At 59.2% G+C, this 14,678-nt stretch carries 12 protein-coding genes and 1 other RNA gene; 5 read left to right on the top strand and 8 right to left on the bottom strand.

Translation table 11 applies throughout. The features are described from left to right. Positions 1 to 15 precede the first annotated feature (15 nt). The 6 genes from PQU98_RS14450 to PQU98_RS14425 all read right to left on the bottom strand — a co-directional run bounded on the left by PQU98_RS14450 (position 16) and on the right by PQU98_RS14425 (position 7,602). The gene (locus PQU98_RS14450) at positions 16 to 912 is read right to left on the bottom strand and encodes an SPFH domain-containing protein (protein WP_272745665.1); all 897 of its coding nucleotides are present in this window, start codon (positions 910 to 912) and stop codon (positions 16 to 18) included. Positions 913 to 973: 61 nt separating this feature from the next. Next, positions 974 to 4,018, bottom strand: coding sequence for a tetratricopeptide repeat protein (locus PQU98_RS14445; RefSeq protein ID WP_272745664.1), 3,045 nt, complete (start codon positions 4,016 to 4,018; stop codon positions 974 to 976). A gap of 21 nt (positions 4,019 to 4,039) precedes the next feature. Next, complete coding sequence (locus PQU98_RS14440) at positions 4,040 to 4,867, bottom strand: MotE family protein (protein ID WP_272745663.1); 828 nt, start codon at positions 4,865 to 4,867, stop codon at positions 4,040 to 4,042. A 16-nt stretch (positions 4,868 to 4,883) separates the two neighbouring features. Then, on the bottom strand, positions 4,884 to 5,627 hold the full coding sequence (locus PQU98_RS14435) for a DUF6468 domain-containing protein (protein WP_272745662.1): 744 nt from the start codon (positions 5,625 to 5,627) through the stop codon (positions 4,884 to 4,886). A gap of 11 nt (positions 5,628 to 5,638) precedes the next feature. Continuing rightward, the gene (gene fliM / locus PQU98_RS14430) at positions 5,639 to 6,817 is read right to left on the bottom strand and encodes a flagellar motor switch protein FliM (protein ID WP_272745661.1); all 1,179 of its coding nucleotides are present in this window, start codon (positions 6,815 to 6,817) and stop codon (positions 5,639 to 5,641) included. A 116-nt stretch (positions 6,818 to 6,933) separates the two neighbouring features. Further along, positions 6,934 to 7,602, bottom strand: a complete 669-nt coding sequence (locus tag PQU98_RS14425; RefSeq protein ID WP_272745660.1) for a flagellar basal body-associated FliL family protein — start codon at positions 7,600 to 7,602, stop codon at positions 6,934 to 6,936. 357 nt (positions 7,603 to 7,959) lie between these two features. On the opposite strand from PQU98_RS14425, the gene flgF reads away from it, so the two are divergent. Genes flgF through flgH form a run of 4 tightly spaced genes read left to right on the top strand, consistent with a single transcriptional unit; the run spans position 7,960 to position 11,026 of the window. Further along, a complete protein-coding gene (gene flgF, locus PQU98_RS14420) occupies positions 7,960 to 8,712 on the top strand; it encodes a flagellar basal-body rod protein FlgF (RefSeq protein ID WP_272745659.1) in 753 nt (250 codons plus the stop codon). Between the two features lies 1 nt (position 8,713). After that, complete coding sequence (gene flgG, locus PQU98_RS14415) at positions 8,714 to 9,502, top strand: flagellar basal-body rod protein FlgG (RefSeq protein WP_272745658.1); 789 nt, start codon at positions 8,714 to 8,716, stop codon at positions 9,500 to 9,502. A gap of 12 nt (positions 9,503 to 9,514) precedes the next feature. Beyond that, entirely contained in the window at positions 9,515 to 10,282 is a 768-nt protein-coding gene (gene flgA, locus PQU98_RS14410) for a flagellar basal body P-ring formation chaperone FlgA (RefSeq protein WP_272745657.1), read from the top strand. Positions 10,283 to 10,291: 9 nt separating this feature from the next. After that, a complete protein-coding gene (flgH, locus tag PQU98_RS14405; RefSeq protein WP_272745656.1) occupies positions 10,292 to 11,026 on the top strand; it encodes a flagellar basal body L-ring protein FlgH in 735 nt (244 codons plus the stop codon). A gap of 165 nt (positions 11,027 to 11,191) precedes the next feature. Here the strand turns inward: flgH and PQU98_RS14400 are convergent, their stop codons facing one another. After that, positions 11,192 to 13,618, bottom strand: a complete 2,427-nt coding sequence (locus tag PQU98_RS14400; protein ID WP_272745655.1) for a TonB-dependent receptor — start codon at positions 13,616 to 13,618, stop codon at positions 11,192 to 11,194. Between the two features lie 185 nt (positions 13,619 to 13,803). Next, on the bottom strand, positions 13,804 to 13,980 hold the full coding sequence (locus PQU98_RS14395; protein WP_272745654.1) for a YezD family protein: 177 nt from the start codon (positions 13,978 to 13,980) through the stop codon (positions 13,804 to 13,806). Between the two features lie 325 nt (positions 13,981 to 14,305). Here PQU98_RS14395 and ssrA point away from each other — a divergent pair. Further along, positions 14,306 to 14,664, top strand: a transfer-messenger RNA (tmRNA) gene (gene ssrA / locus PQU98_RS14390). Positions 14,665 to 14,678: the final 14 nt, after the last annotated feature.

Below are 14,678 nucleotides of genomic sequence, written 5' to 3'. Positions count from 1 at the left end.
GCGATAAACCGCAGTCTATTCGGCGTTTTTCAGGTTTATGAACGGCGTGGCCGATCCGGTCACCTGCGGCAGCTTGCCGTCCCACTTTTCGATGGCGCGCAGTTGCACAACACTGGGGCTGGCGGCAATAGACTGCGCGATCAGGCGGTTGGCCTCGGCCTGACCGCGGGCTTCTTCGATCTTGGCATCAGCCTGGGCCTTGGCGACGGCGACCTGAGCCTGGGCGGCAGACGCGTCGGCATCAGCCTTGGTCTTGGCCTGAATAGAATCGAGGATCACCTGCGGATAACGGATGGTGCCGATCCAGTCGAGCTGGCTGATGTTCACGCCTTGCGGTTCCCATTTGCGGTTGACGCGGGCCAGAGCCTTTTGAATGACCTGCTGACGGCCACCGCGATAGAGGAACTCCACACTGACCAGTTCGGTTTCCGCCGCAATGGCTGAGCGGACATCGTTGCGGATCGGCCCCTCGAACAACTGATCGAACGTCAGGCGATAGCGGGTATAAAGCGCCGGAGCCTTGGCACGGTCAATGCGCATAACCAACTGCACATCCGCCGTCATCGGCAAGGCATTGTTATCAGAGAAGCTGACCTCCTCATTTTCCGGTCCGCGCTCATCGGATTCCCGGGTGTAGGTATAGGTGCGCTGAATGGCGGGGAACTCAACAATACGTTCGCCGGGCAAATTGATGTGCCAACCGGAATTCAACGGCACAGCATCAACACCGGCATTAGGCCCAAGGGTTCTGATTTTCACCCCGACATTACCGGGTTGAATGGTCTGCCCGCACGAAGCCAGCCCCACCAGCGCCAGCACCGCCGCCGCCCCGATCAGGACGATATTCATATTGACCTTACGCGGCCCGCCCGCACCGGAGCCACCACCTTTAGGCATATTGAAAACGTTCATAAAACAACCCTCTCCCTGACAAAAAATACGACAAACCACCTGAGCGCTGCGCGCAACCCTATCAGGCCTGAGGCGCTTTGGCAGCCTCATTAGCGGCGGTACGCTGAGTGCCCGCCCCCGGTAACGGCTGAGATGCCTTATCCCGCAGGCGTTTTTTCATGCCCGCGACCCAGCCGGTAAAACTGTCGGCCTTTGAGGCGGCCAGTGCGAAATCCTGCGCGTTGATCGGGCCGTTGTCCATACCGGCCAGCGCCACATGCACAGCTTCGGGCGATTGCGCGCCTTCGGCAAACTTGCCGAAACGATCGGCCAGACGGCTCAAAGCGCGCTGATCCGACACCAGACTATAGGCCACCCCCGCCCGGATCAGGCGCGACTCGTCCTCAAGGCTCAAAGCCCCGTCCCGCTTCCAGCGGTCGCCAAGCCGCTTTTCCAGTATAGCCCCGGCCTTAGCCCAGTCCTTATCGCGCCAGAAAATATCGGCACGGATATCCATAGCCTCACCGGAGTTATCCGTCCCCAGAACCTCAAGCGCGTGATCGGTGCGCCCCAGTTCAGTAAGTGCGCGCGCCTCAAGGATACGGCGTTCCGCCATAACGGGTTTCGGCAGCAGGGAGGTGCGGGTCTTCCACAGGGCCTGAAGCGCTTTTTCCGGCTGACGGTTCATCAACTGGATGGCTGCGACATCGGCCGCGACCGACGATTTGGCAACACCTTGCAGGCGGTTATCAATCTGATATTGCAGCAAATCCGCAGACTGATCGAGCAGATCAACGTCCATCAGGCGCCGCGCCAGACGGCGCACCATATCGTCACCATCGGCCCCCACCGGCGTCAGGTCACGGAAATCATAGAACAGGCCCAGGGCCTCAACCGGCTGAAGGCCATCGGCCTGCCCCTCAAGGAACAGCCCGCGGAAGGCCGTGCTGAGCTTATTTTGAATCTGAACCGCATCAGGGCTGCTGCCGAATTGTTTGCCGCCGGTTTTCATCACGTCCAGCGCCTGCCGGTAGCGGCCCTGCCCCAGATAGATATCCCCGATCGAGGAAATCAGCTCCAGTTCGGTATCGTCACCGCGCCAGCGGTAGCGCAGGCCATTCAGCGCCTCAAGGGTTTCATCGGGCTTTGATTTGCCTAAGCTCAGATTAAGCCGCGCCGCCCGCAGTTGTGCGGGCATTGCCACCCGCCCCAAGGGCGCGCGGGCAATGGCATTATACATCTTCAGCGCACGGGTCTTATCGCCCATGCCTTCAAAAATCTGGGCCTGCACCAGTTGCGCCTCAAGGGTTTCCAGCGGAGGGGCCCCCTGTGACACGGCATAGGTGATCAAATCCTTGGCCGCCGCCAGATCGTTCATCTGATAGGCCGCCGTCGCATTAGCCGCCGCAAAGCGCGTGCGCCAGATCGGCGGAAACACATCCAGCGCCCCGGCTCCGGATTTAAAGCTTTGGCGGGCATCCGCAAAGTGCCCGTCCTGAACCGCGACATAGCCGCGCCACAGATCAGCCGCCGGATCATTGATCAGCGGCGTGGAATCGAGATCAGCCTTAGCGTCGCGATAACGGCCCGCCATGATCTTGGCCATAGCCCGAAGGCCCCGGAACTGCGCATCACTTAAGCTCGCCGGCGTTTGCCTGGCCAGCATATCCAGCACGCCAATGGCCTCATAGTTCAGGCCTTGGCCCACCAGAAACCTTGCCAGTGACAACCGCGCACCGGTCGTGGCGCCGATGCCTTTGTCGGCCTCGTCCGCCGCCTGTTGCTGAAGCTGGTTGTAACGGCCCAGAAACCCTGACATGGGGCCACTGGTCGGCAGCTTTGACCAGTTTTCCTCATCCATCAGCGCCGGAAAGGCCGCCGGTTTATATTCCAGCGTGCGCGCCGCCACATCTTCGCGCGCCCATTGCGCCGGAGCCGACAGGGCAAGGCCATTGGGGCGGCTGACCGTGACGATATCGCCGGAGACATCGACCGTGATATCCGGCGTCATGCGCTCAATCACCAGACCGTGGGACGTGGCCCCCAAAGCGGCCTGCGGGGTGGTGCGCTCCGACATCAGCCGCTTGACCGGCCCGCGCGCCGTCACCACCGCCATGCGGTCGCCAATGGCCGGATCGCGTATCCAGGCCACACGGCTGGCCCCCGCCATATTGACCGCCAAAGCCGACGCGCCTGTGGTATCATCGCGCGCCACACTGACCTCACTGACCTGACCGGCATCGACCGGACGCCCGCCGACCCGCACGGTCCACAGGCCGTTTTCTACCTTCGCGGTGACGGCACCGGCAGGGGCGGTCAGGCGCAAGGCCGTAAAGCCGTCATTGCGGGCATAGGCCGCGCTGGTCACCACTGCACCGCCTTTGAGTGAAGCCGGCAGGTTTAGGTCAACCTCCTGATCGAAGACGACCCACACCGATTCCCCGCGCCGGAAAACCGAGGCCCCGACAGGGGTTGCAAACGGAAAGCTTAGGTCTATGCCGCCGTCAATGGCCGTGGCCTTGACCTGAACCGAAGCAGCGGACGCGGCCTTGTTGGTGCGGCTCAACTCCTGCAGGGTGACGGTAATATCGCCGCGCGCCGCGGGAGTTTCCGGTTTGGGCAAGTCAATCTGCACGAATACCGCCCCGTCAGCGCGCCCGAAATGGGTCTCAACCCCGTCCTTGAGCGTCATCAATAATTCAGTGGCGCGACTGTCCTGGCGGATACTGACCGCCGATATGCCTTCGGGCGGATTGGCGCTCAGGTCACCGATATCTGGCCGCAAATTACCGGGCAGACGCACGATCACCTGACCTTTTTCGCGGCGGACAGACGCTTTTGATCCGGTCGAGCCATAGATTTCGATCCGTCCGGCGCTGTCGTTACGGCCCACGCGAATGTCGATCTGCGCGCGTGAGGCGATAGCACTGGCGATACCCTGCTTGACCGCCGGGGTGGCCAGCGCGATCGAGGTCACGCCAAATCCTGACAGAAACACCACCGCCGCGGTAGTTTTGAGCGCCGCGCGCAAGGAGACAGTCGCAGATTTGCCTGCGTCGGTCTCAACATTGTCTTTATCCGTGCTACTCACTTCGAACAGTGAGCCGGACAAGAGGGCGCGGGTCATTTTGGTCAGCACCTTTAAGCGTTACTTTCGGGCGGTAGTTTGCGGTGGTGTGGCCGGTTTAGCGGCCATCTGGTTAAGCTTTGATTGAATGTCTTCACTTTGTTTCATGCGCATGGCCAGTTTTTCGGTCAGTTCCTTGGCGCCGGTCGGCGTCATCTGGGCCAGTACGGCCGCAAGATTACGCTCCTTCATCTTGGCGGCGATCGGCAGACGGACATCATCGCGCATGGTTTCCAGCACACGGGCGGCATCCTTGGGCTTCATAGCCTCATAGACCTTGATCATGCGGGCGGTGTCGTCATCGGCGCCCTTGTTGGCCTGATCGAGCAGGGCCTGAATCTGGCCTTTCAGGGCTTCCATCTGCTTGATGCGGCCGTCAAGCTTGGCATCCGCCGCCTGAATGAGCGCTTCCTGTGAGGCAATCTGCTTTTCGCGGGCATCCAGTTGGGTGCGGCGGGTGCCCAGCGATTGCAGCACCTGAAGCTCAGACGGCGACATACCGGCCTGTTTGGCCAGATCATTGATCGAGGTTGCACACACCGGCGCGGGTGCAACGGTTGCCGCCGGGGTGGCTATATCCATCACGCTCATGGCATTGGTAGCTTGGGCATTTTCAGCTTGGGCCCCCTCCGTACCGCCATCGGCCTTGGTTCCAGCCGTTTGGGCTTCGGCGGTTTTGGCCGCCGGTTTGGCGGGGGCCTTCTGTGCGGGGGCCGCCTCTTCGGCAAAGGCCGCCCGCGCCGATTTCAGCATGTCCGGCACGGAATCGACAGACGATACCGCCTTCATGGCCAGAACGCCGCCAATGGCGACGAACACAAGCGGTAAGAAACGGGGCAGATTAGCCATAACTACTCAAATCTCACTATTCAAACGTTTGACGACGGCGGCGCGATGGCAGATCCAGCGGCGGCTCAGAATCTACCTCTGGCGGGGCATCGAACAAATCATCATCGCGGCGTCTCTCATCTGGTTTAGGCACTTCAAAGGACCGCAGCATGTTATTCAGTGACGCCAGCACGTTTTCGGAGATGTGCGGCACCTCGTCGTCGTCCGGACGCTCTTTGGCGGCTTTCTTAAACGGAGCCCCCTTAAACGGAGCCCCCTTAAACGGAGAAGGCCGCTCGGCGCGCAAGGCACCGAAACGGCGGTTATCAGCAGATCTCGCAACCGGCATTTCCGGCTCCGGCACAGAGGGCGGCGGCTCCGGCTGAACCTCTGGCCGTATCGCCACCAGCGGTGCACTGCGCAGCTTCGGCTCTGGCCTTACCTCCGGTTTAAAGTCTTTGACCGACTCAATCTGGCGCCCGATATCACGCTCGGCCTTTTCGGCGCGCGCGATCTGGGTTTCCAGCCTGGTCAGCAGGTCACGCGCCGCCAGAATACGCCCGTGCAGCAATTCCTGCGATTCATCGGTTCCGGCATGAAGCTCCCGCAGCGCCGAATGCGCCTTCAGGGCCGCCTGATCGAGGTCGGCCACGGCGCGGGCAAAGCTGTCATGGGCCGCCCGCAAACCTTTGAGGCGCTTGTCCAGACGCACGCCAAACAACAGCGCCGCAATCAGCAGCGCCATCAGGACGACATCCATGACAATGCCCGCATAGGACATGGGTTAAACCTCTACTTCTTCTTGTTGATCTGCGTCAGGCGACGCTTGGTGGAGGTGGCGAGCGGGGCATCGACCCGCACGGCGATATTGTGGCCCTTGCGTCCCATGTGACCATGAGTCAGCGGAATGGTGCCGCAGCGTAGCTGCACCGGCGATTCGGCATTGGCATTGAGCATCAGGGTCTCCCCGACCTTGAGGTTCAGCACCTTGCTGAGCGGCACCTGCTGCTCATCCAACACAGCGCGCACCTCCATCTGGGTCGTCCACAACTCCGTCGCCAGGTGGCTTTCCCAGATGTTATCGCGGCCAAATTTTTCGCCCATGAACTGCTGCAACAGCATCTTACGGATCGGTTCCAAGGTGGCATAGGGCAGCAACAGCTCAACCCGCCCGCCGCGATCTTCCATGTCGATGCGCAGCTTGACAAGGATCGCCGCATTGGCCGGACGCGCAATGGCGGCAAAGCGCGGATTGGTCTCAAGGCGATCGAGATTGAAATTCACCGGCGTCAGGGGCTCAAACGCCGCCTTGGCGTCGGCCAGAATGACCTCGACCATCCTTTGCACCAGCACGCGCTCGATCGTGGTATAGGGCCGGCCTTCGATGCGCAGGGCCGCCGTGCCGCGCCGCCCGCCCAGCAGCACATCCACGATCGAATAGATCAGATTGGAATCGACCGTCAGCAGGCCGTAATTATCAAGCTCCTCAGCCCGGAATACCGCCAGAATCGCGGGTAGCGGAATCGAGTTGAGATAGTCGCCAAACCGGATCGACGAAATATTATCCAGCGAGACTTCGACGTTATCGGACGTAAAGTTGCGCAAAGAGGTCGTCATCAACCGCACCAGACGGTCGAAGACGATCTCCAGCATCGGCAGGCGCTCATAGGACACCATCGCCGAATTGATGATCGCCCGGATGCCGGAGCGCTCGTTATAATCCTCATCCGACAGGTCAAAGCCCAGCAGGCTGTCGATTTCATCCTGATTAAGGATGCGCTCGGCGCCCGCCGGCACATTCATCCGGTCGCCGCCACCTGCGCCACCGCCGACCATAGCTTCCCACTCGGCCGCCAGATCGTTGCCATTGCCCCCGGCGCCACCGCCACCACCCGTCGCGGCTTCCGCCTCGGCGGCCAGTTCGGCCTCCCACTGGGCCATCATGGCTTCCTGATCGACTTCACCCGTCATCTAGCGCATCCCGAAAAGTGTGAAGCGGTTTTCGGATGAAGATGCGCGCCACAAAGCAGCGCATCCCCAAAAGTGTGACGCGGTTTTGGGATCAAGATGCGCGTAAAACAACTTCATCATGTGATCAGCATCTCTTCGATCAGCACGGCATTGACCTTATGCGGGGCCATAACCAGATTGACCCGTCGCAGAATCTCCAGACGCAACTGGTAATTACCCTGCGATCCGGCCATGTCTTCGGGGCGCAGCTCACGCAGGAAGGACTGAAGCACATCCTGAATGCGCGGCATGTTAGGCCCCAAAGCCTCAACGGTTTCATGATCGGCGCACTCAAACGTCAGCTTGAGTTTGAGGTATGACGCCCGCCCATCTGCCGACTGAATATTGGATAACAATGGCGGCAAGGTGTAATAGGTAACGCCGTTTGGCCCTTCGGCAATCACCGGCTGCTTTGACGGATCGACCTCGGCCTCAGCGCCGCCGCCGTGACCGCCTTTTTCTTCCTTCTTCTTGCCGTGGCCGTCATCTTTTTTTTCTTCTTTTTTGCCGTGGCCATCCTCGGCCTCTTTGCCGTGCTCACCGGCCTCGGCCGCAGGCTTCGGCGCCAGCAAAAGGAAATAGGCAGCCGCTCCGCCACCACCGAGCAGCAAAACGCCCGCCGCAATCGCAATAATCAGTATCGGCGGGCCTTTTTTCTTGGGCGCACCTTCGCCGTCCGCTGCGGCTTCGCCATCAACCGGCGGCGCGTCTGCGTCTTTTGGCTTTTTATCCTTACCCTTGGCCATACTTGCCTTAAATCCCAATCCGACCCGCGCACAAAACACTCATCAAGGGGCGGTTGCGGATTGATTAACAAACCTTACCTTAACCCTCGTAAACCGATCATGACCAAACATGGTTAACGATCCGTTTGGATGACGGCCCTACGCACGGCATTTTTTGCCGCACACAAACCCGCCTCCGACCATGAGCAGATTCGCGATACGAATCCATAACCCACCGCAAAAGCATAGATTTTAAAGGTTTTAGAGCAATGTTTACGCCGTTAACCATGTTTGGCACGGCGATTGCAGACGATTAAGAAACCGTCCGGCCATTATGGTTAACGGCATTTTAACAACGGGATCGAAGGAGCGTCATAAATGGATAATGCGAGCTATATCGCCCTGTCCCGTCAACTGACGCTGCGGCGCGAACTGGACATCACGGCGAACAACATCGCCAACATGAACACCAATGGCTATAAGTTCGAGCAGTTGCTGGTCGAGACCGAGCCCGGCCGCCCGGCCTTTAACGATCCGATCCGTACCCCCGCCAATTTCGCCTATGATAAGGGCGTGGGCCGTGACTTTTCGCAAGGCACCCTGACCCGCACCGGCTCACCCTATGATCTGGCGCTGGACGGCGACAACACCTTCTTTGCGATTAACGGTGCCGATGGCACACTCTATACCCGCAACGGCGCCTTTAGCGTGAACCCGCAAGGCATTCTGGTCACGCAAAACGGCCTGTCGGTGCAGGGTGAAGGCGGCGCTGAAATCCGGCTTGATCCGCAATATGGCGAACCGTCGATCTCCGCGGACGGTATTGTCTCCCAGCGCACACCTGATGGGGCTTTGCGCGTCGGTAAGATCGGTATCGTGCGCATTGCCACCTTAAGCGACTTAGAGAAAGCCGGTGACACCAGCTACCGCCTGAACAATCCGCAGGCCGCCACCCCCACGACCGAGTCCGTCGTGCGTCAGGGGATGCTGGAATCGTCCAACGTCAATTCGGTGATGGAAATCACCAAGCTGGTTGAAATCAACCGCTCTTACGCCTCACTGGCGCGATTAATAGATCAAAATCAAGAACTTAACCGCACGGCGGTCGAGAGATTAGGAAAGGTTGCTTAGTATGCGAGCCTTAAGAACCGCCACCACCGGCATGTCCGCCCAGCAGATGAACGTCGAAGTCATCTCGCACAACATCGCCAACATGAATACCGTCGGCTTCAAGAAACAGCGCGCCGAGTTTCAGGACCTTTTGTACCAGAACGTCGAGCGCATGGGCGCGCAGTCGTCGGAAACCGGCACGGTCGTCCCCACCGGCATCCAGATCGGTAACGGCGTAAAGGCGGGCGCGACCTACCGCATCATGACGCAAGGTGCGCCGACCCGGACCGAGGGCACCTATGATCTGGCTATCGAGGGCAAGGGCTATTTCCAGATCCTGATGCCGTCGGGGGAAACCGCCTACACCCGCGCCGGGAATTTTGCCGTCAATGATCAGGGCCAACTGGTCACCGACGACGGCTATCTGGTGCAGCCCGCCATCACAGTGCCGCAAGGGGTGCGCGACGTCGCCGTCTCCAAGACCGGTCAGGTGCAGGTCGTGCAGGACGGGGTGACCGCCCCCACCATCATTGGCCAGCTTGAAATCGCTACCTTTTTCAACGAAGCCGGTCTTGAGGCGATGGGCGACAATCTGTTTCTGGAGAGCGGCGCGTCGGGTGCGCCCAATATCTCGACGCCGGGCGATGTCGGTTATGGCACCTTGCTGCAGGGCTATATCGAAGCCTCCAATGTCGATGCCGTATCGGAAATTACCTCGCTGATCGTGGCTCAGCGCGCCTATGAAATGAACTCCAAGGTCATCACCACTGCCGATGAAATGCTGTCGGTTGCCGGTCAGCTCAGGTCATAGGGATAACCGATCATGCGTAAGCTATTGTTATACCTTGCCTTTGCCGCCGCTCCCACCCTGGCGATGGCCGACAATATGCTGGTGCTCAAGGCCGCCCCAAGCGACAGTGACGGACGCATTACCCTCGGCGATGTCTTTGACTATGCTGATGGGGCCTCCGATGTGGTGCTTGGCGTGCGCTCAGGCGCCACGGCGGTTCTGGATGCGGCTCAGGTGCAGGCGATTGCCCGCCAGAACGGCTATTACTGGACCAACCCCAAGGGTTTGCGCCGGATTATCGTCGCTCAGGGAGCTGATAGTTCCGCGCCCGCGCCGCAGGTTGTGCGCAGCGCCGCCAAAGCCCCCGCAGGCAAGATGGCCGAAGCCCTGACATTTACCCGCTCCCTCAATACCGGCGATGTGGTGCAGCCCTCCGACATCGCCTACCAACCGGTTCAGGCTCATCTGGCCGGCGCTAACGTCTCGCCGCAGGATATTATCGGCAAGTCCGCCCGCTATCCTTTGCGTGAAGGGGCTGTGGTGCGGGCGGGCGACCTGTCCAATCCTGTCGTCGTCAAGAAATCTCAATCGGTGAAGGTTGTCTGGACGGTCGGCGGCATCAACCTGTCGATGACCGGCCTCGCCCAAAAAGATGGCGCTGCCGGTGATGTTATTCAGGTGCTCAATCCGACCTCGAAAAAGACCGTCGATGCGGTGATAACCGGCCCAGGCACGGCCGCCGCTGGCCCCGCCGCCCTTCAAATGCGTGCGTCTAACCCGCAATATTATTCCGCCAGATAGGTTATTATCATGCGTAATCTCAAAGCCTTAGCTGTTGTCACGCTTGTCGGTGCATCGCTCACCGCCTGCTCGACCGTCACCGAAGCGGTCAAGGGCCCCGAACTGGCCCCCATCGGCTATCCGGCGGCTCTGGTGCCGCAACAACAGATGGTCATGGTGCCGCAGGGTGAGCGCCCCGCCGCCTCCTCCAACAGTCTGTGGCGAGCCGGCGCGCGCACCTTCTTCAATGATCAGCGCGCCCGTAATGTCGGCGATATCCTGACCGTCAGCATCGATATCAACGATTCCGCCCAGACCCAGAACACCACCGCCCGTTCGCGCAACAACGAATATTCGGCCGGGGTCGGCAACTTCTTCGGGCTGGAGTCCTCTCTGGGGAAGATTTTGCCTAACGGCTACGATCCGGCCAATGCCTTAAGCTCGCAGGGCTCGACCACGTCCAATGGCACCGGCACAGTCAATCGCTCTGAGAAAGTGTCACTGACGATTGCGGCGGTGGTTTCGGGTGTCATGCCGAACGGCAATCTGATCATTCAGGGCCGTCAGGAAGTGCGCACCAACCGTGAAGTGCGCGAACTGACCGTCGCGGGCATTGTCCGCCCCGAAGATATTTCCTCCGCGAACACCATCAAGCACACCCAATTGGCCGAAGCGCGCATTTCCTATGGTGGTCGAGGCGACATCACCCGCATGCAGGGCGCTCCAGCGTCTCAGGCCATTATGGAACGGTTTTCACCGTTTTGATTTCCTTCTCCCCGTTTCACGGGGAGAAGGTGGTTTTCGATTTTATCGGAAACCGGATGAGGGGCAAACCCCTTACACGGTGTACATGACACAATTGCAGCCCGCCCTCACCCTTTTTTGCCCCTCACCCTAACCCTCTCCCCGCACGCGGGGAGAGGGAACGCGTTAGAACGTCCGGCGGATGGTCACGCCCAGCGTACGCGGATCGCCCGGCTGGCCGTAGATAGCCCCTGAGTTCCCAGCCTGAATGGTGGTGAACTGGAGATATTCCTCATCAAAGGCGTTCTTGATCCACAGGAAGGCTTCGGTGCCGCCCGACGACCGGTAACCCAGCCGCAGATTGACAACCGTCGATTCCTCGATCTCAGCATATTTCGAGACCGAAGAGTCCGAATTCCACTTTGAGCGGTAAGAGACATCGCCGCTGAGGTAGGCATCGCCGGTCAGCGCGCCGATGACCTGCGGCCAGGTGTATTCGGCGTTCAGAGACCCGGCCCACTTGGACACGCCCGGCAGTTCCTTACCCGACAGGTCGGTAATCGACGTGCTGGATGATTGCAGTTCCAGCGGTGCGGGCGCGTTTTTGAACGAGGCATAGATGGCGTCGGTGTAGCTTAAACTACCAAACAGCGACAGGTTATCGGTGGCGAACCAGCGCCCGTCGACTTCGACGCCGCGCACTTCAACCTTTTCGATATTGGCCAGATAGCCACGCAAAGCGCCCGGGCCGGAATCGACGACATTGGCCTGATAGTCATTGATGTCGGTAGAAAAGGCGACGGCGTTCAATGTGACCCGCTTATCAAAATACTGCGACTTGAAGCCGACCTCAAGATTGGTGACCTCTTCGGGCTTGATCACCGCGCTGACCAGAGACGGCGAACCGTCGGCCGCCGTCGGGATACCCGCCGCATTGATACCGCCGGACTTATAGCCGCGTGAGACGTTGACATAGGCGAGGAAGTCCGGCGTCACGTCATAGGCCGCATTGATTTGCCCCGACAGGCTGTCGTCGGAGACTTCGGCCTGATAGAACTGATCACGGGCAATACCGAGCTTGGCATTAATCAGTGTCGGATCAGTGGTGGCAAGGCCGCCGGTGACCTTCTGGTCAAAAGTGGCGTCCTTTTCTTCAGAGGTAAAACGCAGGCCCGGCGTGATGCGCAGGCGATCGGTGACCTTCCATGTCAATTGGCCAAAACCCGCATAAGATTTGGTGTTGGACTGGACATTGTTGGTTTGCAGATAACCATCCAGCAGATTGGCCGGCACGGTCGAATTGATTAGCCAGCGCGCGGCATTCGCTCCCCAGCCTTCGCGGCCATTGGTTTCGACGTTCTGATCGAAGTAATAGAGGCCGACCACCCAGTCGATGTTCTGCTCACCATTGGAGGCCAGCCGCACTTCCTGACTGAACTGCTCCTGCACCGACGGGTTATTAGAGACCGTGCGGATGGCCAGCGCCGTGTAATCGCGGTCGTTCTGCGGCGTCCAGTCCCAGTGACGCCAGGCGGTGATCGAGGTCAGGGTGGTGTTGCCCAGATCCCAGTTCACCGTGCCTGACAGGCCGTTGATGATCTGCTTGGCCTGAATGGGCGAATTGACATCGACCAGACGGTCATAAGGGTTGGTCGACGGCGGCGCATAACCGGCTTGCCCCGCCAGGAACGGGAACTGACGGTTGGCGGCGCGTAAAGTAGGGCCATAGCGTACGAAGGTCTGGGTATTGGCTTCCGGATTCTGGAAGGCGTAATCGTAGCTTAAGCGCACGCTGATATCGTCATTAGGCGTATACAGCAACTGGGCGCGCACGACCTGACTGTCGAGATCATTCTGCAACGACTTGGTCGTCACGTTCTTGAACAGGCCGTCGCGCTGGGTGACGCCAAAGGCGATACGTCCGGCCAGTTTGCCGTCAATCAGCGGGCCGGACAGGCTGGCCTTACCCTGCAGGAAGCCATAGTCGCCGGCCGACAGTTCAATGCGGCCTTCCGGCTTAAAGCTGGGCGCGCGTGTGGTGATATTGAGCGCACCAGCGGTCGTGTTTTTGCCGAACAGGGTGCCTTGCGGGCCGCGCAGCACTTCGACGCGCTCAATGTCGATCAGGTCGACCACGGCCGAGCCCGGACGGGCGTAATAGACTTCGTCGACATAGATGCCGACGCCGGGCTCAAGGCCGTCATTGGTCAGCCCGATGGTCGAGCCTAAGCCCCGGATGGTGGTGGCGGTATTGCGGGGGTTGGTGGTGATGAGCTGGATCGACGGCTGCACCCGCGACAACTGATCGACATTATAAACGCCGGTCGCTTCCAGTTGCTCACCGCTGACCGACGAAATGGCCAGAGGTACGTCCTGAAGGTTTTCCGAACGGCGGCGGGCCGTGACGGTGACTTCGGTAACGCCACGCCCGGAGGCGGCGTCAGGGGCATCGTCAGCAATTTCGGCATCAGCCACATCGCTATCCGCCGCATTTGCCGGCGCAAACGCCAGAAGCGACAGGCCGGCCGTCAGGGCCAGAGCGCTTACCAGACTACCGGCCAGGTAAGAGGAGGATCGGCGCACGGTCGCGCCTGTATTGAACAAAGATTTCATATTAACAGCCCCATTTTTGGATCATGTGTTGAGAAATACCTGATGTCAGGTACGAATTAGTCAGTTTACGCCGCGATCACCTTCAGGCCGATCAGAGACGGCGGTGATGATGGCGGTACACATGCCTCCGGCTGTCCGGTGGGCGGTATCAGGAATGGCCGCTTTCAAGATCGCGGCGGGTAGTTTCAGGTGCCCGCAGGGCGCTTGACGTCAAAGCGTAACTTTTCGCTGCGCTCGATCTGAACGATGCGAGAATCGTGGATCAGTATTTCGACCGATCCATATTTGATTTCTTGTATGTATTGTAAAATATGGCGTTCAGCATCGCTTAAACGCTCATCAACAGCGTGTGTCTGACTCATGAGTGATTACCTTTCGGGCAGACGGCTTCGGCCGCCGCAACAGACGCGGGCGTTGAGCCTTCTGAAAATATGCAGGAAAACGACTGAACCGTCAGAACAGTTCAGGCCGCACTAAAGTTTAAGCGGTGACTGGCAACATCGATGTGCAAACATATGGGTTGTCCCTTCAAAGTCCGCACCTCTTACGGTCAGCGGCATTAATCATTACTGATTTGATAGGATATAAACCCAATCCCGACAATAGGAATTAAACTATACTGATTGTGTAGAAATTCTGCGTGTCCGGCGGCATACATATTTTTTGGCACACATGTTTTTTGTGCTGCATCTTTCCCTGCATCACAAATGCCCCTATATATGAAGGGTCAGTTTCGGCTGACTATGGGGATAAACGTGCGTGTAATAAGCGATTTGGACCCGGGTGCAATTCCCGGCGGCTCCACCAAAACTTCAGACGTTATCATCTGGAAACATGGGGCCGATCAGGATCGACAAGCGTGTAAAGACGTGGCTTTCTCTCGGTGTGGGCCTCCGCGATCGGCCTTATTGTAACTGCAAACGATAACTTTGCACAGGATGTTGCTGTCGCTGCGTAATGCGGTGCCGGTAATTCCGACCTAAACTCCTGAGGGGTCGCCCCTCAGGCGGGGCCCGAGGGGTGCCTGGCAACAGAAACCCCTCACTTCTTCACTAAAACT

Source organism: Asticcacaulis machinosus, assembly GCF_028550435.1.
Taxonomy (GTDB): domain Bacteria; phylum Pseudomonadota; class Alphaproteobacteria; order Caulobacterales; family Caulobacteraceae; genus Asticcacaulis; species Asticcacaulis machinosus.
Note: the sequence above shows the minus strand (reverse complement) of the source record. Positions and strands in the feature narration are given on the sequence as shown.